Raw genomic sequence first — 17,322 nt, forward strand, 5'->3', positions numbered from 1 at the left:
CGCGCCATCAGAGATGTGTATAAGAGACAGGTCTTCGAGTTCGTCGCCGACCGAGGAGATGTGGCCGACGAGGAGCTCTACCGGACCTTCAACATGGGAATGGGGTTCGTCGCAGCGCTCGCTCCCGACGACGCCGCCGCGCTCGCCGACGCGACGGACGGGAAGGTCGTCGGTCACGTCACCGAGGGGACGGGCGTCGCTACCGACGGGCTGGAACTCGATTGAGAAGAAGACAGCACGGCATCGGAAACCGTCAGGACAGGTGCGCAGCGACGTCGGCCTCCGTGATGATGCCGAGCATCTGCCCGCTCTCGACGACGATGACGGCGTCGTGGTGGTCGAGATGCGTATCGACCGTATCGAGCGTCGCCTCCGGGGCCACGGTCGTGATCGACTCGCGCATCACGTCCGCGACGGGGAGTTCGGCCGCGTTCTCCGAGGACGCGCGCCGAACGTCACCGTTCGAGATGATCCCCACCGGATAGCCATCGTGAACGACCGGCAGCTGCGAGTATCCCTCCTCGCCCATCCGGTCGATCGCCTCTCGAACGCTGTCGTCGGGCGCAATGGCGATCACCGAGGTGTGCATCAGATCGCGCGCACGCCGAATCCCACCCTCGGCGGCGTCGAGTGACGTCACGATACGCCGCAGCGTCGACAGCCGCGGATCGACGTCGCCGCTCTCGATACGCGCGATAAGCGGCTGTGAGACCTCGGCGCGATCGGCGAGCGCACTCTGGGTGAGTCCGACGCGATTCCGATGCTCGCGCAGATCCTCCGGCGTCGGCAGCTCCATGCACGCTGATAACCGTGGGTAATCAAAAGGATTGCGGACCCCCACCTTTTTAGACGGGGTCCTCGGCTCGCTCACGTCGTTCGCTCGCCTCGAACCCCGGCCAAAAATCTGGACCAAAAAGACCGCTCACTCGGCCTGCGGCCTCGTTCGCGGCGAACCGCGCTCACTACGTTCACGCGGACATACGTCCACCGCTCCGCACAGCACCGCTTCCGCAGAAGCCCTCACTCGCTCCCTTCGGTCGCTCTTCGCCCTTCATCCACCAGGAAACCGCAACCGCAATCGCTACAGCAGTCGCTCGACAGTTGTGACCGGCGAAAAGCGGTTGGCCTCAGAGAAGCTGCTCGATGTCGTCGTGCTCTTCGATCTCGACGCCGTCCTCGGTGATCTCGGAGAGGATGATACCGTTGCCGCTGGCGGTGTCGCGCTCGACGGCGCTTTTGACTGCGCGCGCGGCGACGGTTCTGGCCTCGTCGTTGCTCAGACCGTCCTCGTACTGCTGTTCGAGCACACCGTAGGCGAACGGCGAACCGGAGCCGGTCGCGTCGTACTCTTCTTCCATGACGCTGCCCGCGGGGTCGATGCTGTAGATGTGAGCACCTTCGTCGTCGACACCGCCGAGGATCGGCTGGACGATGTAGAAGGCACCGCTGCGCAGGAAGTTCGAAGTGAGCGTCGAGAGCGCCTGCATGCTCATCTCCTCGCCGCGGCGAGCCTCGTAGAGATCGGCCTCCGCACGGAGGTTGCTGATGAGTGCCTGTGCCGCGCTCACCGCCCCCGAGATCGTGAGTGCACCACGGGGGTGGATCTCGGCGATCTTCTGAGCGCGCTTGCTCGCGACCATGTTGCCCGCGCTCGCCCGGCGGTCGGTGGCGAGCACGACACCGTCGGTGGTCGTGATCCCGACGGTCGTCGTCCCGGTCTTGGTGATCTCGGCGTCGTCCATGTCGGGACTCGGCAGCGAGCCAAGCTCCGGACCGTAGATGTCGTCGGTCGCCTGTCGGCCGGGTTGCTCCAACTCCGGAGCGTCTGGTAGGTCAGGCATTGCGCCGTGTACTCGCCGGACGCTTAAAAGACCAGTCCTTCAGAAGTCCTACTCCTCGCTCGCGCGCTCGTACGCCTCGCCGAGACGCTCGACGAGCCGGCCGATCGGGAGCGAAATCCCGGCACGTTCGGCGGCCAACGCGAGCGGAAACGTAACGATACCCACCAGCAGCACAGTCTGATACGCGGCGAACAGGGACGCGCGGTGCAGTCGTGCTTTCATGTCCTCGACGGGGGGTATCCGACCGTGTATATAACTGTATCGCACCAAGATCGTGAACGATACTCGAACACACACCGCCGCTGTAGTGCGATTCAACTGTATTTGTATCGAGTGCAGCCCGAGACGCGAACCCGTCGATAGAGGGCAGGGCGATCGACGACCCAGGACGTTCGTCGGCATAACCTATCGATGAGTTCGCGTTCACGTGCGCAGGAAACCACAAGGTACGATACGGCGGGGGCCCAGCATAGTGCATGGCGGATTATCTCGTTGCGATGGAGGCGGCGTGGTTGGTTCGTGACGTCGACAGCATCGACGACGCCATCGGCGTCGCGGTCAGCGAGGCCGGCAAGCGACTGAACAACGAGGACAAGTCCTACGTCGAGGTCGACGTCGGCGCGACCGGCTGTCCGGCCTGTGGCGAACCGTTCGATTCGGCGTTCGTCGCCGCGGGCACGGCACTCGTGGGGCTGGTGCTCGAAATCGAGGTGTTCAACGCCGACGGCCGCGAACACGCCCAGCGCATCGCCAAAAGCGAAGTCGGCGGCGCACTCAGAGACGTACCTCTCGATATCGTCGAGGTCATCGAACACGACGTCGAAGAGGAAGAGAACTAACCGATATACCGGAGGTCGTCGTCGGTGGCCTGCTGGCCCTGCTCCATCTGTTGGATCTTCTGGACGACCTCCTCCATCTCGTCGGCGCGCTCCTCGAGCGACTCGAAGCCGACCTCGAAGCCGACGAGCTCTTCGAGGACTTCGAGCACCGCCCGCGCGCTCTTGGGATCGACAAGATAGCCGCTCGTCTCGCCCATCAGACACGCTGCCGGCAGATCGCGGCGCTCGCCCAGCCCGAGCAGCAGGCCGGAGACACCGACGATCCCGCCGGCGGGTTCACCCTCGCGGAACTCCACGCCGTCGTCTTCGAGTTCCTCGGCGAGTTCGTCCGTGGTCGCGGCCCCGATGACACCGTACTCGTCGATCAGCTCGCCGGTGGGGACGCCGCCGAGCGCGAACACCCGCTCGGCCCCGTGATCGGTCGCGAGATCGAGGAAGAGATCCGTCATCCGGTAGTGGCCGGCGGCGTCCTGGGCCTGATGGTCGCCGGTGAGCACGAGCAGGTCCTGCTCGCCGGCCTTGACGGCGTGGAGCTCGGCCGACGCGAGTTTCGCACGGCCGTCCTCGATGCTCACCTGCGGCGGGAAATGCTCCGAATAGACCCGCGCGACGAGCTCGCTGTCGAGCTCCGAGAGCAAGTGTTCGGCGACGAGCTTGCCGACGTGACCCACGCCGGGCAGCCCCTCGACGAGCACCGGGTCGGCGAGCTCCGGCTCCGCGAGCGTCTCGACGTCGAATTCGTCCATGGCTCAATCCGCGTCGCGGCGCTTAAGAGCGCGTCGGTACTCGCCATACGGGTCTTCGGGGTTGTAGGGCGCTGGCGCGCTGTTGACCGCCGGACCGCCGCAGTCGGGACAGGTGGTACTGAGAGTGTAGATCGGTCGGTCGTGGGTCGATTCCCACGCGTCACAGACGCGAATGGCCGCCTTCATCGCGACGGGTTACTCGTCGTCGCTGCGGCGTTCGCGGTGGAACTCGGCGCTGCCACCGTGATCGCCGATGTTGGCCGCCGCGCGGTCGGCGCTGGCTTCGAGCTCGCGCTCGGCGATCTTGTAATCGGGTGCCTGCACGCGGATGCGATACTCCGGCGACCCGACGTAGGTGACGTCGAGATCGACCTCTTCGGGGAGTTCGCCGTTGCCCTCGGCGGCGTGCAGCGCCTCACGAATGACGTCGACACCGGCGCTGTCGGGGCTTTCGAGATCGACGTAGCCCGAGACCGTCACGTACGGCACCGAGACGTTCTCGCGGGCGGTCTGGACGATGGCGTCGATCTCCTCGTCGGAGAGATCGGTGTCGGCGAGCGCCTCCGTACCGTGGATGGCGGCCTCCTCAAACCCGTCGTACAGCGAGCCGAACGCGGCGAGGAACTCGTTGGCCACGGTGGCGTACTGCTCGTCGGAGATATCCTCGCCGAAGGCGATCGTCATCCAGTTGTCGGCTTTCTGTTCGGATTTCCACTCACGGACTTTCTCCGAGCGCTGGTGATCGTTGACGTCCTTGAGCGAGAGATCGATCTGCTGGGAGCCCTCGTCGACGTCGAGCACCTTGGCGACCACCGTCTGGCCGACGCTCACGTGGTCGCGGACGTTCTTGATCCAGCCCGAGGCGACCTCGGAGATGTGGACGAGCCCGCGCTTGTCCTCGTACTCGGAGAGATCGACGAACACGCCGAAGTCGGCGATCTCGTCGACCTTCCCGACCACCAGTTCGCTCGGATCCGGCCAGCCGCTGTATTTCATTGGGCCTCTGATTCACCCGCGATGGCATCGGCCGTCTCGCGGCGCTCGACGGTGTCGAGGACCTCGCCCTCGAAGACGGCCTTGCCGCTCGTGGGTGTGGCGAGCGTCATCCCACAGACCGCACACGGGACCGTGCTCGCGGCCTTGCCGAAGACAGCCTGTTCGTTCTCGCAATCCGGACAGCGGACGGTGTAGAAGTTCCCGGGCATGATTACTCCTGAAATTCGACGCGGCCGGCACGCCAGCCCTCGCGCAGGTGGGCGTTGCCGCACTCGCCACAGCGGTATTTGAGGTTCGTCTTCTTCGTGGGTTTGTCCCCACCCGGCACCTTCGAGAACTTGCCGGCGTTGCCGATGACCGACGTGCCGCGCTCGCGCTGTCGGTCGATCCACTTCATCCCGGTCTCGCGACCGCTGCGGACCTTCTCGACCTCGTGTTCGTGATGTTCGTGACAGTTCGGACAGTACGTGTTGAACCGGCGTGGTATCTGCATGGCTACTGCGCGTCGATAACGGACGGGCGGATAAAACCCGTTTGGTCTGGCGGGACCCGGCCGCGACGGCGTCGGCTCACCCGATCGGAACCCGTCGTTTGCCAGTGAAAGCGTTTTTATCGATCGTGGCGTCGTGCGAACGATGAGTTCACCAGACATAAGCTGTCGTATCTGTAACGAATCGTTCGGAAGCGAGGAATCACTCAACGAACACATGGCCGAAGAACATCCCGAGCAGGGAATGGCCTGAACCGACCTCCCATGTCCGTCCGAAGCGCTTAGGTTCGTGTCGGCTGACGTTCAGTCATGAAGCGGCTCATCATCAACGGCGACCCCGACGTCCGGAAAGGGGGCATCATCGAACACGACGGCGAGGAACTCGTCTGTTTCGGCATCAGCAGACAGGGCGACTGGCACGGGCCGGACCGTCCGCAGCTGTGGTGTACCGTGGGAACGGAGGACGAAACAGAGGCCTACGAGCGACGCCAGTTCATTCCGATGCATCTCGACGTCGAGGCCGTCGACGCCGAGTCGGTCGAGGTGCTCCAGCGCAAGGGCGAACTCACCATCTGAGCCGCCCGTGAACCAAGCGTGAGGGAGAGGAATCGCCGGACGACCGTTCTGTCGGTGCTCGTCGCCACGCTCGTCGTTTCGGCCGGCTGTATCGGCCTCAGCGAGCGGTCGCTGCCCGACGGCCTCGCTGGCTACGCGGGCGATCCCGACAACCCCTACGGCGACCGAAACATCACCGTGGCCGTGGCTGCCACCGACTCCGGGCGGTCGTTCGCGCCGCTGGTCGCCGACGCCGCCGACTACTGGGAAACACACGGTGAGCGGTATCTGAACTACTCGGTGAACGTCACGTTCGTCGCGAACGAGAGCGATCCCGACATCCGCGTGTCGTTCGTGCCGCGGATCGACCGCTGTGGCGAGGTCGAGAGTGCTGCTGGCTGCTCGCCCGAGATCACGTCGCCATCACAGACGGGCGAGACGGTTGGGGTGCGCGCGCTCGACAACCTCTCGGCGAACTCGACGGTGCGCGTGCTCGAACACGAGTTCGGCCATGCGCTCGGGCTCGGCCACGGCGACCCGCCGCGCGAGCTGATGGCGACGCACACGACGCTGACGAGCCTGCCGAAACCGAACGCCAGCGAGCGCGCGCTCGCGTGGAACGATTCGACCCTCTCCGTCTTCGTCACCGACGACGTCTCGACGGCCGAGCGCGAGGGGATCGGTCACGCGCTCGATTACTACGATCGCGGTGCTGACGGCCGCGTCCCGGAGAACGTCTCCTTTCGTGTCGTGTCGGACTTCGAGAACGCCGACGTCGTGATCCGTTCCGCCGAGCGCTCGCCCTGTGGCCCCGACGCGGGTTCGTGTGGCTCGGTCTTCGGTAGCGACAGCGACGGCGACGGCGCGCTCGAAACGTACACACGCCTGGAGATCGTCTACAGCGGTCTCGATGCCGACGCCGTCGGCTGGCACGTCGCGCGCTGGCTCGCACTTGGCTTCGGTATCGAGAACGAATCGGCCTACCCGCCGGTGCTGCGCGAAACGACGGGTCACGACGAGCGCCGGGGCGACTGGTGGCGCTAGCTACCGCAACGACCCCCACTCGCGCCGCCGAACTGAGTATCCCCCACACTCCGGACAGACCTGCCAGCGTTCGTCGAACCCCGAAGCACAGTCGCGGCAGACGTATTCGGTCCTCTCGCTGTCCTCCCGTCCGATGTACCGGTTGAGTCGTTCGAAATAGCTCATCCGCAGGCCACTCCCATTCGGGCATCGGCCACAAGCGGTAAATACTTTGTCTGATTCGTCACGTCATTCGTCCAATTGATATAGATTGTCATTCATTCGTCATCGAGCCATTCGTGGCCGTTATCGTGGCTTCCCGCTGCCCCTCCCCCTCTCTCCACACCCTACGCCCTCCTTCTTTCCACCCACCACTTATACGAGGCAGTCGCGATGGCTACCCGCGCCAGTCGCTGACGTGTTTCGATTCGTCGACCTGGACGGCCTTCTTGTTCGTCTTCCGGATCCAGGACGCGAATTTCTGCATCTCCTCGCTCTCCTTGAGGTCGGCGACGGTGTTGAACCGCTGTTTCAGTTCGTGATTGGTGAAGACGGCATGGATCTGACGGTGGCAGGGATCACAGATCCTGGCGACCGGGCTCTCCTTGCGGTTCTGCGGCGTCAGATGGTGCCGCGTCGTCTCGACGGAGCGCTCGCAGATGGCGCACTCACCCATGGTGATCCTACGGCACGCTCGCTCTTGATCTCTCGGCGAAAAAGAGCGAGTTCAGTCGAGAAACGCCGGTGACGTCAGTTTCTCGTCGCGTTCGTGTTCGAGATGATCGCCGAACGCCTCGACCGAGACCCCATCACGCTCGCGCTCAGCACGGTCGCGGACCGACACCGTGCCATCCGCCTCTTCGGTGTCGCCGACGATCAGCATGTACGGCACGCGGTCGTCGTGACCCGCACGGATCTTGCGCCCGACCGTCCACGAACGCGTCTCAACCTCGGTACGGAAGCCGTCGAGTTCGTCGGCGACCGACTGCGCGTAGGCGATGTTGTCGTCGCTCACCGGGAGGATACGGACCTGCTCGGGCGCGAGCCAGAGCGGGAAGTCGCCGCCGAAGTGCTCGATGAGTACGCCCATGAACCGCTCGAAACTGCCGAGCAGCGCGCGGTGGACGACAACCGGCCTGTGCTCGTCGTTGTCCTCGCCGACGTAGCTCAGATCGAGACGTTCGGGAATGTTGAAGTCGACCTGCACGGTCCCGATGGTCCACTCGCGCCCGAGCGCATCGAGGGCATTCAGACCGATCTTTGGGCCGTAGAAGGCGGCTTCACCGTCTTCGATTTCGTAGTCCAGCCCTTCGGATTCGAGTGCTTCCCGCAGCGCATCGGTGGCATCGCTCCAGATATCGTCGCTACCGATGGCGTTGTCGCCCTTCGTCTCGATCTTGTAGAGCACGTCGAGATCGGCGTCGCTGTAGATTTCCTCGATGATCTGGAGGGTATGGGTGATCTCATCACGGATCTGGTCACGGCGGACGAACGCGTGACCGTCGTCTTGGGTCATCCCGCGCACGCGAAGCATGCCCGAGAGCTCGCCGGACTGTTCGTTGCGATAGACGGTGCCGAACTCGGAGTAGCGGATCGGGAGGTCCCGGTAGGAACGGCGCTCGCGGCCATAGAGGTAGGCGTGGTTCGCGCAGTTCATCGGCTTCAGACCGTACTCGGTGTCGTCCTGCTCCCAGTTGAACATCTCACCCTGTTCGGTGAAATTTTCGTAGTGACCCGTCGGCTTCCAGAGCTCGGCCTTGTTGAGTTCGGGTGTCCAAACCTCTTCGTAGCCCAACTCGTCGTTTTTCGTCCGAATGTAGTCTTCGAGTTCACGGCGCATCGCCATGCCGTTCGGATGGAAATGCACACAGCCGGGCGAGTGTTCGGGAACGCTGAAAAGATCCATCTCCTGGCCGATCTTGCGGTGGTCACGCTCCTTGGCCTGTTCGCGCCGTTCGAGGAACTCCTCCAACCCGTCCTCGGTCGGGAACGCCGTCCCGTACACCCGCGTGAGCGTCTCGTTGTCCTCGTCGCCGCGCCAGTACGCCGCCGAAGTTTCGAGCAGCGAGAAACCACCGATCTCGCCCGTCGACTCGACGTGTGGGCCCTGACAGAGATCGAAGAAGTCGCCCTGCTCGTAGAAGCTCACGGGATCCTCGCCGGCGGCCTCGGTTTCGAGGATTTCGCTCTTGAACGGGTTGTCGTCGTAGATCTCGATCGCATCCGCGCGCGGGCGCTCGGCGCGCTCGATCGGGAGGTCGGCCGCGATGATCTCCTCGGCTTCGGCTTCGATCGCGTCCAGATCGTCCTCGTCGAGATCGACGTTCGCGATGTCGTAGTAGAAGCCGTCGTCGGTCCACGGCCCGATGGTGAGTTTCGCATCGGGGTAGAGACGGCCGAGTGCCTGCGCGAAGACGTGCGCCGCCGAGTGGCGGAGCACATCGAGATACTCGTCGGACTGGTCGGTGACGATCTCGAGATCGATATCCGTCTCGATCGGTTCGGCGGCGGCGACGAGATCGCCGTCGACCACGCCCGCGACCGTATCGCGGCCGAGTCCGGGGCCGATCTCGTGGGCCACGTCCTCGACCGTCGAGCCGCGCTCGACCTGCAGTTCGGAGCCGNTCAGAGATGTGTATAAGAGACAGCGCTCGACCTGCAGTTCGGAGCCGTCCGGCAGCGTCACGACGACATCGCTCATGGCATCGATAGGTTCCACGCGGGGGATAAGCCTGTTGAGACGACGCCTCCGTCGCGACTCCTCAGACCGCTTGCCCGGAGAGGCGCAACAGCTGTGCGGCGCGGTCGGCCTTGGCGAGGAACACCTCTCGGAGAGTGGGCGGCGTCTCGATGCGGGTCTCGTCGAGTAGCGACTCGGGCACCCAGAGCGTGTCCTGGGGCACACCGCTGTCGCCGTCGACGGCGAAGTGGCTCGTTTCGAGCTTCATCACCAGCGGCAGGTCGGTCCGTTCGATCCCCTCGCCGGCGGCGTACAGCTGCTCGTTGAGCCGCTCGTGGGTGGCACGCTGGATGAACGCGCCCGCAGCCTCGTCGGGCGTGGGTTCGATGGAGAGCCGGCCGACGTAGTAGCCGCGCGAGAATCGTTCGAACATGCTATGTGTATCACTACCACACGATCGGGGATAAGCGTTTCCGCGCGTCAGTCGTGCCCCCAATCGGAGATGCCGAGCACGACGTCGCACTCGGGACAGGTCCAGACCTTCGGCGTGCTCGCGGCGCTGGCCTGCTGGAGTCGCTCCGTCCAGGTGCTGATATCGGCCTCACAGTGTGGGCAACGAGCCATGTCTTGTCGTACCACAGGAACCCACTTGTAGTTTCGGGCGGTCCAGCCGATGGATACAGTCGGATCGGGGCACGAACGGCCAGCGCGCTTTTACTGCTCGACCCCCGAACGACAGTCAGTGAACACGAACGCCGTCGCGGTCGTTCTCGCTTCGATACTGTTCTGTGGACTCGTGGGCGTCGGTGTCGGGCCACAGCTCGGAGCGACCGAAACGACCACTCACACTGCGAGCGAGGACGTTGGCCACGACGTCTCGGTGTTCATGCAGCGCGGCGTCGCCACAGCCAACAGTTCGGTCGATACAGGCATGTGGGTTGCGGCCTTCGAGACCGCCGAGAACCAATCGCGGAGGGAGGCGCTGGTCGCCAAGCGTGCGGCGACACTCAGCGTGCGCCTCGACAGGCTCGCGACCCGCATCGAGACGTTCCGGACGCAAGCGAACGGCTCCCCCAGCCACAAAGCACGGAGAGCACGCCTCGCCGCCGACCGCGACGCCCTCAGCACCGCCATCAGCGAGGCAAAGACGACCGCGACGAGCGAGGGCGTGAACGCGTCCTCGCTCGACCAGCTCGGCCAGCGCGTCGAGAACCTCTCGGCGGTTCCGACGGCGAGCAACGGGAGCCCACAAACTCCCGACCGAACCCCCGGAACGGCGGATACACGAACGAGCGATCGAACCGACCGCTAAGACAACGTTTTACGCCTCGGGCACTAACCGTAAGTGAATGGACTCCGCGGCGCTGCTCGACCTTCTCGGCAACGAGAACCGCCGACGCATCCTCCGATTACTCGCCCAGCGGCCGTTTTACGTCACCGAGATCAGCGACTCGCTCGGCGTGAGCCCGAAGGCCGTCATCGACCATCTCCGGAAGCTGGAGGAGGCAGGGCTGGTCGAGAGCCACGTCGACGACGGCCGTCGGAAGTACTTCCGCATCGCACGCAATCTCAGACTGGAGGTGAACGTCTCGCCGTACGAGTTCGGTGCCAAAAGCGCCTATCCGGCGAGTTCGAGCCTCGATCTCACGACCTGTCGGTACGTCACCATCGACGTCTCGCGAACGGAGACGAGCGATCTCGCTGAACTCGCCGCCGATCTCCGTCGGTTCGAGCGACTGGAGGACGAGCTCTCACTGGCCCAGCGCTGGGTGCAAGGTCGGCTGGCAGCACTACACGACACGCTCACCGATCGCCTCCAGGACCGACTGAACAGCGACGGGATCGGCGACCACGGCGACGCGCGCTTCTGTGCGGAGGTGCTCGGTGCCATCGAGACCGGCACCGATACCGCCGACGCGATCGCCGAACGGCTGGGCGTCCCGCTGGCGATCGTCGAGGACGCGCTCGATCTGCTGGCGACGAACGATCTCGTCCGTCGTGAAGACGGACAGTGGACCGTCGAATGACGGATCGCCGGGAAGGAGAGCAAGCAGAGGAGTAGCTGCGTACAGGGAACTAAATATATCAAACCATCACTAGGATTCATTACAGAACAGACGGTAGTTCTGTTATGTGAAAAACAGGCGCAAAACCTCGCGCTTCAGCGCGGGGATACGCGCCGTCAACTGTATCATGGTACCGTTCACCTACCGGTTACACGGCGATAACGGGCCGGATATTCGTCACCAATCCAATAAACATATACTTAACTCTGTAACTCATAACTGGTTACGTACAACGTTCCGCCGATGCACGACCACCGCACCCACCGAGCGACGATCACCAACCACTCACAGGTGAGTGACGACCTCGACAGGTGTGGCTGGAGTGTGTCGAAACTGTGGAACGTTGGTCTATACCACATCCAAACCGAATGGGACACTACCGGTGAGATTCCCGGTGAAGGCGACCTCAAAAGCGAGCTGAAAGGTCATGAGAAATACACGGATTTGCAGTCACAATCCAGTCAGCGCGTTCTGGAAGAACTCGCTGAAGCCTTTCACTCGTGGTACGGGTCGTCCGACACGCGGGACAACCCGCCCGGATTCCGCAAACGCAATTACTACGACGAGGACGGCAACCTCGTTCACGAGGAACACCCGCGTTCCACGGTGACGTGGAAACAGAAGGGGATCCGTCACGATACCGAGAACGATCGCCTTCGACTCTCGAAGGGCTTCAACCACAAGGAGAGTCGCGACGACTACATCCTCTGTGAATACGACACCCGTGACGACGTTGCTATCGAAAACGTCCAGCAGGTGCGCGCGGTGTACGAACACGGTGAGTGGCGGTTGCACATCGTCTGCAAACACGAGATTGAGACGCCCGATCCGCCCGGCGACGAAACCGCCGGAATCGACCTCGGCATCTGTAACTTCGCCGCCGTTGCGTACAGCAACGACGAAGCCACGCTGTATCCGGGCAACTACCTCAAAGAGAACGAGTACTACTTCACGAAAGAAGTGGCGAAATGCGACCGTTCGTGGAGCAATCGGGCGACTCGTCTCAATCATAAACGTACCGAGCGTCGGAGCCAGTTCATCCACGCGTGGGCAAAACACGTCGTTGAAGATGCCAAAGAGAACAACGTCGGGAGGATCGCGATTGGTGACCTCGGTGGTATCCGCGACGATGAGAACGGTGACGCGGTGAACTGGGGCAAGCACGGCAACCTTGATTTGCACGGGTGGCCGTTCGACAAGGCCACGAAGGTTCTTACGTACAAGGCGAAGGCCGAAGGTATCACGGTGGATGCGGACGTTTCCGAGCGAGATACATCGAAGACCTGTTCGGCGTGTGGAAAGATAGCCGATCGGCAGCGCGTCGAACGTGGCTTGTACCGGTGCGAAGTGTGTGGTATGACGGCGAATGCAGATGTGAATGGAGCAGAGAATATCAGACGGAGAAGTAACTCCGAGTCGCCATCGGGCGATAGGAGTACCGGCTGGTTGGCACAGCCAGTGGTCCATCTTCATGATCGGACGCACGGATTCTCACCGGGCGCACCCGTGGTGGACTGCAAACCCTAATATCCCAACGAGGAATCCTCGCCCTTCAGGGCGGGGAGGATGTCAACGTCAGTATATTCGCTGGTGCAGCGTTCGGTCACTTCTCACGGGATAACGCCTCGCCGCCCGAGCCAGACGAAGCGAGCGCTGACGCGATGTCTCCGACGAGCTAAATCAACCTCCACTGCGACTGTTAATTACGTCCTATAAGGAGGCTGACGACAGTCGTCAAGCACCGCACTCGATCTGCTGGCGACCAACGGTTTCGTTCGTCGTGAAGACGAACAGTGAGCCGGCGAACGACGAATCGGTGGTGAGTGTCTGCAAGCAGGGAGTGGTGGTTGTCGAAAGCAGTCGACCATCCCGTGGATCCGATTTCGCAACCGCTATGCATCCGGGTTTTCATGCCTCAATGATGGTCTCAGCGTGGCTGTACCTCGTCGTTGCAGCGATCTTCGAAACCGGCTGGGCGCTCGGTCTCGAACTCTCGGACGGTTTCACGAAACTCGTCCCCAGCGTCGCGACGGTGATTTCGATGGCCATCAGCGTCGTGTTGCTGGCCAGAGCCGTCCAGTCGCTCCCGATCGGCACGGCCTACGCCGTCTGGACGGGCATTGGAGCCGCCCTGACGGCCATTCTGGGCGTCGTTCTGTTCGACGAGGCCTCGAGCATCGCCCGCTTCGGGTTCATCGGTCTCATCGTCGCTGGCGTCGTCGGACTAGAGGTTACGGGCCATTGAGGCGATCTCCACGACTCCGATAGAGCCGCCTGATTTGACGGAATGAGGAGTGAGCTCCAGAGTACTGCGCGCTACAACTCGCGCGTCAACCCGTCGCGTAGATCACGTCCGAAGTAGTGCCCGACGAGTCCGGCGAGTAGTCCGACGCCGGCGGCGACAGCGATGACCGGAGCGCCAACTCCGCCGATCGTCAGTGCAAAGTAATCGAGCAGCGTGCCGACGGCAGGCACGAGCGCACCAGCCAGACCGGCTTCGACGTAGTGGCGGCGCTCGCTCGCCGCGCCGAGCGCAAAGGTCGCGAAAAAGACGCCGACATATCTGAGTATCGCGCCGAGAATCGGGACGAACCCACCGAGAACGACGCCGACAGCGGTGAGCGCGAGCGCGACGACGAACGTTCGCACCGAGAAAACGTCCTCCGCTCGCTCGCGCAGCGTCGGGCCGTCGCTCGCCGTCGCCGGTTCGTCGTCGACCGCCTCGGACGTGGTCTCGACCTCCGCGAGCAGCTCCTCGGTGTCGCGGGTCGTCGTCTGTTCGCCGGCGCGGTCGGCCATACGGGAACGTGTGCCCCGAACGACATGGACCTTTCCCTGTCGACCGGTTCGATTGACGAACCCCTCAGTCGCCGAGCGCGGTCAGTTCGTCGACATCGGGGATCGAATCGTTCGCGGCGGTGATCTGCTGCATGCGCTGGCCGTGTTTGCTGGTGGCGTATTCGACGAGTTCGTTCGGCTCGATGCCCGGTTCGTCGCTCTCGTAGTCGGGGATCGACGCCTGCACTAGCGGGAGCAGTTCGCCGACGGTGTCCTCGATGACCGACGGATCGACCCGTTCGCTCTCGACGAGCTCCTTGAGTTTCGCCATGCCGAAGCCGACGTGGCGACCCTCGTCGCTACGGATCGAGGTGAGTCCTTCGACGAGCCCCGGCAGATGCGGTACGTCGGGGTAGGTGTCGGTGTCGAACTGGCGAGTGAGTCCGTAGTAGCCGGTCTGAGCGAGGATTCCCTCGACGGTCATGTGGTAATGTGAGTACGCCTTCGCGCGGTTTTCGGGCGTGTCGTCGTCGAGCAGCCGTGCCATCGCGCGCTCGTTGCGCTCGAACAGCTCGTCGTACTCGTCGGAGAACCATCGTTCGTCGGCTGGCGAACTGCGCTCGGCACCGCGGTCGTCTTCGGCCGGATGAATGACTTCGCGCCAGTACCGATCGAAGAAGTCGGCGTGTTTGGCCTCCTCGTAGAGCTGAGTCGTGATGAACAGCTGATCCTCGAAATCGTCGAGGACGACCGACAGCGGCGCGAGGTCCTCGGCGACGGCGTCCTCGCCAGCGCCGAACAGGGCTAGCGCGCGCTTGAGCCCCTCGAAACCGACGTCGTCGAGATCGGCCAGCGCCTCGCGATCGGCCGCGAGATCGATCTCGTGGGGATCCCAGTGTTTCTCGACGGCGTGACGGTAGTAGCGGTACGTTCGTGCGTCGGTGTCGATCTGCATCGACGGTTCGGTCCCCGACATCTCGTGCGAGCTACGCACCACCGGCCCATGAAGCTCCTGCCAGCTCGACGGGGATATTTATATATCGGCATGCGGTTCAGCGCGCGATCGGCGGAAGGACGAATTGAAGTCCGCGAGGGCGGTAGTCGAGATATGAATCCGGGCGATCGCGTCCGTCTCACGCGCGAGGGACGGACCCACGAGGGCGTTCTCATGCCCGCCACGACCGCGGAGCGCGCCGTGCTCAAACTCGACGGTGGCTACAACGTCGGTATCGACAGGGAGGGAGCCGAATTGGAAGTCGTCGAGGCGAGCGTCCACGACGTCGGCGGTGCGGACGCGAGCGAATCCTCAGAGGTAGCGTTCGACGAGGGGCTGCCGACGATCGCGCTCGTTTCGACGGGTGGCACGATCGCTTCAACCGTGGACTACCGGACTGGAGCCGTGACGGCGCGGTTCGACGCCGAGGACGTGCTCCAGGCGGTGCCCGATCTCGCGGGGCGGGCGAACTACCGCGGGCGGGTCGTGGCGAACATCCTCTCCGAGAACATGACGCCCGGCGTCTGGCAGGAGCTAGCTCAGGCGGTCCACGAGGAGATCGAGGCGGGCGCGGACGGCGTGGTCGTGATGCACGGCACGGACACGATGCAGTTCTCGGCGAGTGCGCTCGCGTTCATGCTCGACACACCGGTGCCGGTAGTGTTCACCGGGAGTCAGCGCTCGGCCGACCGACCCTCTTCGGACAACGTGATGAACGCCGTCTGTGCGGTAGAGGCGGCCAAAAGCGACTGCGCCGAGGTCATGGTCTGCATGCACGCGAGCGATTCCGACGACCGGTGTGCGCTCCACCAGGGAACCCGCGTGCGGAAGAACCACACCTCGCGCCGCGACGCCTTCGCAACCGTCGACGGGACACCGCTCGGTCACGTCGATTACGAGGACGGCGAGGTAAAATTCCACGAGGAGCACCGCGAGCGCGACGCAGCCGACCTCACCATCGAATCGGGTCTCGAAACCGACGTCGAACTGGTGAAGTTCACGCCCGGCACGAGCGAGCGATTTCTCGATGTGGCCGAGGGGAGTGCCGGACTCGTCCTCGAAGGCACGGGGCTGGGCCACGTCCATACCGACTGGATCCCGCGAATCGAGGAACTGATTGATGAGGGGACGACGGTCGTGATGACGAGTCAGTGTCTCTCGGGACGGGTCTGTGACCGGGTCTACGACACCGGGCGCGACCTGCTCGATGTGGGCGTCATCGAGGCCGAGGACACCCTGCCCGGCACTGCGAAGGTGAAACTGATGTGGGCGCTGGCGAACGAGGACGATATCGCCGGGGCGATGGGCACGTCGCTGGCCGGCGAGTGCACCGAGCGATCGGTACCCGCCGAGAGTCTGGTCGACGGGGGTCGTGCGCAGTGAGTACGGGCATCCACATCCGACAGGCACGCCGAGAGGACTATGAGGCGGTCGTGGAATTCACTCGCGGGACGTGGGCCGATCGCGAAGCGAGCGATTACATCCCGGACGTCTATCACGAGTGGGTCGCGAGCGACGGCGATCACCAGCGGACGTTCGTCGCCGACGCCGGCGACGACATCGCGGGCATCTGTCAGGGCGTGCTGCTCTCCGGACACGAGGCGTGGGCTCAGGGGATGCGCGTCAACCCCGACTACCGCGGCGCGGGCCTCAGCACGAAACTGAACGACGCGCTGTTCGCGTGGGCGCGCGAACATGGGGCGAGTCTCTGTCGAAATATGGTCTTCTCGTGGAACGTGGCCGGACTGGGCGGGTCGCGCGCCGCCGGGTTCGATCCACGGACGGAGTTCCGCTGGGCACATCCCAAGCCCGACTCAGAGTCGGATCACAGCGGCAGGAAATCGAGCTACGACGTCATCAACGCGCCCGACGATGCCTGGGGCTACTGGCAGCGCTCGGCGGCACGCGACGCTCTGGACGGCCTCGTACTCGATAGAAACGAGTCGTGGGCCGTCTCGGAGCTCACTCGCGAGCGCCTGCGTCAGGCGGCCGGCGAAACGCGGATGTTCACCGTGCAGGAATCCGATGGTACCCACGGAATGGCTCACCGGGTGCGCGACTACGAGCGCGAGCAGGACGGTGAACGCGAACACTGGGCCGAGTACGGCGTCGGTGCGTGGGACGAGCTCAACGCCGCACGGGCGCTATTCGACGCGATCAGCGCCGATGCCGCCGAACTGGATGCCGACCGCACGCGCGTGCTGATCCCCGAGACGCCACGGCACGTCTCTGACACTGCGGCCGCCCGCGTCGCGGTGAGTGGCGAGCCGGATTTCGTGCTCGAAGCCGATCTCTCCTGAACTCGCTACGCCAG

26 protein-coding genes are annotated in these 17,322 nt (G+C 63.8%); 11 read left to right on the plus strand and 15 right to left on the minus strand.

Going from position 1 to position 17,322, the window contains the following annotated elements:
• The coding region (locus C451_RS14920) for an AIR synthase-related protein (protein WP_007741792.1) at positions 1-225 on the plus strand (225 nt) is incomplete at its 5' end.
• 28 nt (positions 226-253) lie between these two features.
• On the opposite strand, the gene C451_RS14925 is transcribed toward C451_RS14920, so the two are convergent.
• The 3 genes from C451_RS14925 to C451_RS22965 all read right to left on the minus strand — a co-directional run bounded on the left by C451_RS14925 (position 254) and on the right by C451_RS22965 (position 2,063).
• Entirely contained in the window at positions 254-796 is a 543-nt protein-coding gene (locus tag C451_RS14925) for a CBS domain-containing protein (RefSeq protein WP_007741793.1), read from the minus strand.
• A gap of 331 nt (positions 797-1,127) precedes the next feature.
• On the minus strand, positions 1,128-1,841 hold the full coding sequence (psmB, locus tag C451_RS14930; RefSeq protein ID WP_193788318.1) for an archaeal proteasome endopeptidase complex subunit beta: 714 nt from the start codon (positions 1,839-1,841) through the stop codon (positions 1,128-1,130).
• Positions 1,842-1,889: 48 nt separating this feature from the next.
• Positions 1,890-2,063, minus strand: coding sequence for a hypothetical protein (locus C451_RS22965; RefSeq protein WP_007741796.1), 174 nt, complete (start codon positions 2,061-2,063; stop codon positions 1,890-1,892).
• 254 nt (positions 2,064-2,317) lie between these two features.
• On the opposite strand from C451_RS22965, the gene C451_RS14935 reads away from it, so the two are divergent.
• Positions 2,318-2,680, plus strand: coding sequence for a DUF555 domain-containing protein (locus C451_RS14935; RefSeq protein ID WP_007741797.1), 363 nt, complete (start codon positions 2,318-2,320; stop codon positions 2,678-2,680).
• Here the strand turns inward: C451_RS14935 and C451_RS14940 are convergent.
• The 5 genes from C451_RS14940 to C451_RS14960 are packed head-to-tail and all read right to left on the minus strand — an operon-like array spanning position 2,677 to position 4,915.
• Positions 2,677-3,426: a proteasome assembly chaperone family protein gene (locus C451_RS14940; RefSeq protein ID WP_007741799.1), complete on the minus strand. Its 750-nt coding sequence runs from the start codon at positions 3,424-3,426 to the stop codon at positions 2,677-2,679. The two genes, C451_RS14935 and C451_RS14940, sit on opposite strands and share 4 nt — an antisense overlap.
• A 3-nt stretch (positions 3,427-3,429) precedes the next feature.
• Complete coding sequence (locus tag C451_RS14945) at positions 3,430-3,612, minus strand: RNA-protein complex protein Nop10 (protein WP_007741801.1); 183 nt, start codon at positions 3,610-3,612, stop codon at positions 3,430-3,432.
• A 9-nt stretch (positions 3,613-3,621) separates the two neighbouring features.
• A complete protein-coding gene (locus C451_RS14950; RefSeq protein ID WP_007741802.1) occupies positions 3,622-4,422 on the minus strand; it encodes a translation initiation factor IF-2 subunit alpha in 801 nt (266 codons plus the stop codon).
• Complete coding sequence (locus C451_RS14955; protein ID WP_007741803.1) at positions 4,419-4,631, minus strand: 30S ribosomal protein S27e; 213 nt, start codon at positions 4,629-4,631, stop codon at positions 4,419-4,421. The genes C451_RS14950 and C451_RS14955 overlap by 4 nt, the downstream gene beginning before the upstream one ends.
• A gap of 2 nt (positions 4,632-4,633) precedes the next feature.
• Positions 4,634-4,915, minus strand: a complete 282-nt coding sequence (locus C451_RS14960) for a 50S ribosomal protein L44e (RefSeq protein WP_004055622.1) — start codon at positions 4,913-4,915, stop codon at positions 4,634-4,636.
• Between the two features lie 142 nt (positions 4,916-5,057).
• On the opposite strand from C451_RS14960, the gene C451_RS22145 reads away from it, so the two are divergent.
• Genes C451_RS22145 through C451_RS14970 form a run of 3 tightly spaced genes read left to right on the plus strand, consistent with a single transcriptional unit; the run spans position 5,058 to position 6,511 of the window.
• Positions 5,058-5,165, plus strand: coding sequence for a C2H2-type zinc finger protein (locus C451_RS22145; RefSeq protein ID WP_152420480.1), 108 nt, complete (start codon positions 5,058-5,060; stop codon positions 5,163-5,165).
• A 56-nt stretch (positions 5,166-5,221) separates the two neighbouring features.
• Complete coding sequence (locus tag C451_RS14965) at positions 5,222-5,488, plus strand: HAH_0734 family protein (RefSeq protein ID WP_007741805.1); 267 nt, start codon at positions 5,222-5,224, stop codon at positions 5,486-5,488.
• An 18-nt stretch (positions 5,489-5,506) separates the two neighbouring features.
• The gene (locus C451_RS14970; RefSeq protein WP_241431247.1) at positions 5,507-6,511 is read left to right on the plus strand and encodes a matrixin family metalloprotease; all 1,005 of its coding nucleotides are present in this window, start codon (positions 5,507-5,509) and stop codon (positions 6,509-6,511) included.
• Here the strand turns inward: C451_RS14970 and C451_RS22970 are convergent, their stop codons facing one another.
• The 5 genes from C451_RS22970 to C451_RS22975 form a co-directional block, all read right to left on the minus strand.
• Complete coding sequence (locus C451_RS22970; protein WP_007741808.1) at positions 6,512-6,676, minus strand: hypothetical protein; 165 nt, start codon at positions 6,674-6,676, stop codon at positions 6,512-6,514. It abuts the gene before it with no gap.
• Between the two features lie 211 nt (positions 6,677-6,887).
• The gene (locus C451_RS14975) at positions 6,888-7,166 is read right to left on the minus strand and encodes a hypothetical protein (RefSeq protein WP_007741809.1); all 279 of its coding nucleotides are present in this window, start codon (positions 7,164-7,166) and stop codon (positions 6,888-6,890) included.
• A 51-nt stretch (positions 7,167-7,217) separates the two neighbouring features.
• On the minus strand, positions 7,218-9,191 hold the full coding sequence (gene thrS / locus C451_RS14980) for a threonine--tRNA ligase (RefSeq protein ID WP_007741810.1): 1,974 nt from the start codon (positions 9,189-9,191) through the stop codon (positions 7,218-7,220).
• A 61-nt stretch (positions 9,192-9,252) separates the two neighbouring features.
• Complete coding sequence (locus C451_RS14985) at positions 9,253-9,603, minus strand: DUF5802 family protein (protein ID WP_007741811.1); 351 nt, start codon at positions 9,601-9,603, stop codon at positions 9,253-9,255.
• Between the two features lie 47 nt (positions 9,604-9,650).
• On the minus strand, positions 9,651-9,794 hold the full coding sequence (locus tag C451_RS22975; RefSeq protein WP_162832755.1) for a hypothetical protein: 144 nt from the start codon (positions 9,792-9,794) through the stop codon (positions 9,651-9,653).
• Positions 9,795-9,843: 49 nt separating this feature from the next.
• On the opposite strand from C451_RS22975, the gene C451_RS14990 reads away from it, so the two are divergent.
• The 4 genes from C451_RS14990 to C451_RS15005 all read left to right on the plus strand — a co-directional run bounded on the left by C451_RS14990 (position 9,844) and on the right by C451_RS15005 (position 13,481).
• Positions 9,844-10,482, plus strand: a complete 639-nt coding sequence (locus C451_RS14990; protein WP_241431248.1) for a hypothetical protein — start codon at positions 9,844-9,846, stop codon at positions 10,480-10,482.
• A 37-nt stretch (positions 10,483-10,519) separates the two neighbouring features.
• Positions 10,520-11,197 carry an ArsR/SmtB family transcription factor gene (locus tag C451_RS14995; RefSeq protein ID WP_007741815.1) on the plus strand — a complete coding sequence of 226 codons (678 nt, stop codon included), beginning with the start codon at positions 10,520-10,522 and terminating at the stop codon, positions 11,195-11,197.
• 282 nt (positions 11,198-11,479) lie between these two features.
• On the plus strand, positions 11,480-12,763 hold the full coding sequence (locus C451_RS15000; RefSeq protein WP_007741816.1) for an RNA-guided endonuclease InsQ/TnpB family protein: 1,284 nt from the start codon (positions 11,480-11,482) through the stop codon (positions 12,761-12,763).
• A 394-nt stretch (positions 12,764-13,157) separates the two neighbouring features.
• Positions 13,158-13,481: a DMT family transporter gene (locus tag C451_RS15005; RefSeq protein ID WP_049913162.1), complete on the plus strand. Its 324-nt coding sequence runs from the start codon at positions 13,158-13,160 to the stop codon at positions 13,479-13,481.
• Between the two features lie 71 nt (positions 13,482-13,552).
• Here C451_RS15005 and C451_RS15010 read toward each other — a convergent pair whose 3' ends face one another.
• Both C451_RS15010 and C451_RS15015 read right to left on the minus strand, forming a co-directional pair.
• Positions 13,553-14,035, minus strand: coding sequence for a hypothetical protein (locus C451_RS15010; RefSeq protein WP_007741819.1), 483 nt, complete (start codon positions 14,033-14,035; stop codon positions 13,553-13,555).
• Positions 14,036-14,099: 64 nt separating this feature from the next.
• Complete coding sequence (locus C451_RS15015; RefSeq protein WP_007741820.1) at positions 14,100-14,990, minus strand: ribonucleotide-diphosphate reductase subunit beta; 891 nt, start codon at positions 14,988-14,990, stop codon at positions 14,100-14,102.
• A 132-nt stretch (positions 14,991-15,122) separates the two neighbouring features.
• Between C451_RS15015 and gatD the strand changes: the two genes are divergently transcribed.
• A complete protein-coding gene (gene gatD, locus C451_RS15020) occupies positions 15,123-16,391 on the plus strand; it encodes a Glu-tRNA(Gln) amidotransferase subunit GatD (protein ID WP_049913153.1) in 1,269 nt (422 codons plus the stop codon).
• Positions 16,388-17,308 carry a GNAT family N-acetyltransferase gene (locus tag C451_RS15025; RefSeq protein ID WP_007741822.1) on the plus strand — a complete coding sequence of 307 codons (921 nt, stop codon included), beginning with the start codon at positions 16,388-16,390 and terminating at the stop codon, positions 17,306-17,308. The genes gatD and C451_RS15025 overlap by 4 nt, the downstream gene beginning before the upstream one ends.
• Positions 17,309-17,322 lie beyond the last annotated feature (14 nt).

It is taken from the genome of Halococcus thailandensis JCM 13552 (genome assembly GCF_000336715.1).
Taxonomy (GTDB): Archaea; Halobacteriota; Halobacteria; order Halobacteriales; family Halococcaceae; genus Halococcus; species Halococcus thailandensis.

Bases quoted from the DNA above. Each gene is read 5' to 3' on its own strand.
- C451_RS14925 (WP_007741793.1), bottom strand. From the start codon at position 796: ATGGAGCTGCCGACGCCGGAGGATCTGCGCGAGCATCGGAATCGCGTC.
- psmB (WP_193788318.1), bottom strand. From the start codon at position 1,841: ATGCCTGACCTACCAGACGCTCCGGAGTTGGAGCAACCCGGCCGACAG.
- C451_RS22965 (WP_007741796.1), bottom strand. From the start codon at position 2,063: ATGAAAGCACGACTGCACCGCGCGTCCCTGTTCGCCGCGTATCAGACT.
- C451_RS14935 (WP_007741797.1), top strand. From the start codon at position 2,318: ATGGCGGATTATCTCGTTGCGATGGAGGCGGCGTGGTTGGTTCGTGAC.
- C451_RS14940 (WP_007741799.1), bottom strand. From the start codon at position 3,426: ATGGACGAATTCGACGTCGAGACGCTCGCGGAGCCGGAGCTCGCCGAC.
- C451_RS14945 (WP_007741801.1), bottom strand. From the start codon at position 3,612: ATGAAGGCGGCCATTCGCGTCTGTGACGCGTGGGAATCGACCCACGAC.
- C451_RS14950 (WP_007741802.1), bottom strand. From the start codon at position 4,422: ATGAAATACAGCGGCTGGCCGGATCCGAGCGAACTGGTGGTCGGGAAG.
- C451_RS14955 (WP_007741803.1), bottom strand. From the start codon at position 4,631: ATGCCCGGGAACTTCTACACCGTCCGCTGTCCGGATTGCGAGAACGAA.
- C451_RS14960 (WP_004055622.1), bottom strand. From the start codon at position 4,915: ATGCAGATACCACGCCGGTTCAACACGTACTGTCCGAACTGTCACGAA.
- C451_RS22145 (WP_152420480.1), top strand. From the start codon at position 5,058: ATGAGTTCACCAGACATAAGCTGTCGTATCTGTAACGAATCGTTCGGA.
- C451_RS14965 (WP_007741805.1), top strand. From the start codon at position 5,222: ATGAAGCGGCTCATCATCAACGGCGACCCCGACGTCCGGAAAGGGGGC.
- C451_RS22970 (WP_007741808.1), bottom strand. From the start codon at position 6,676: ATGAGCTATTTCGAACGACTCAACCGGTACATCGGACGGGAGGACAGC.
- C451_RS14975 (WP_007741809.1), bottom strand. From the start codon at position 7,166: ATGGGTGAGTGCGCCATCTGCGAGCGCTCCGTCGAGACGACGCGGCAC.
- C451_RS14985 (WP_007741811.1), bottom strand. From the start codon at position 9,603: ATGTTCGAACGATTCTCGCGCGGCTACTACGTCGGCCGGCTCTCCATC.
- C451_RS22975 (WP_162832755.1), bottom strand. From the start codon at position 9,794: ATGGCTCGTTGCCCACACTGTGAGGCCGATATCAGCACCTGGACGGAG.
- C451_RS14990 (WP_241431248.1), top strand. From the start codon at position 9,844: ATGGATACAGTCGGATCGGGGCACGAACGGCCAGCGCGCTTTTACTGC.
- C451_RS14995 (WP_007741815.1), top strand. From the start codon at position 10,520: ATGGACTCCGCGGCGCTGCTCGACCTTCTCGGCAACGAGAACCGCCGA.
- C451_RS15000 (WP_007741816.1), top strand. From the start codon at position 11,480: ATGCACGACCACCGCACCCACCGAGCGACGATCACCAACCACTCACAG.
- C451_RS15005 (WP_049913162.1), top strand. From the start codon at position 13,158: ATGGTCTCAGCGTGGCTGTACCTCGTCGTTGCAGCGATCTTCGAAACC.
- C451_RS15010 (WP_007741819.1), bottom strand. From the start codon at position 14,035: ATGGCCGACCGCGCCGGCGAACAGACGACGACCCGCGACACCGAGGAG.
- C451_RS15015 (WP_007741820.1), bottom strand. From the start codon at position 14,990: ATGTCGGGGACCGAACCGTCGATGCAGATCGACACCGACGCACGAACG.
- gatD (WP_049913153.1), top strand. From the start codon at position 15,123: ATGAATCCGGGCGATCGCGTCCGTCTCACGCGCGAGGGACGGACCCAC.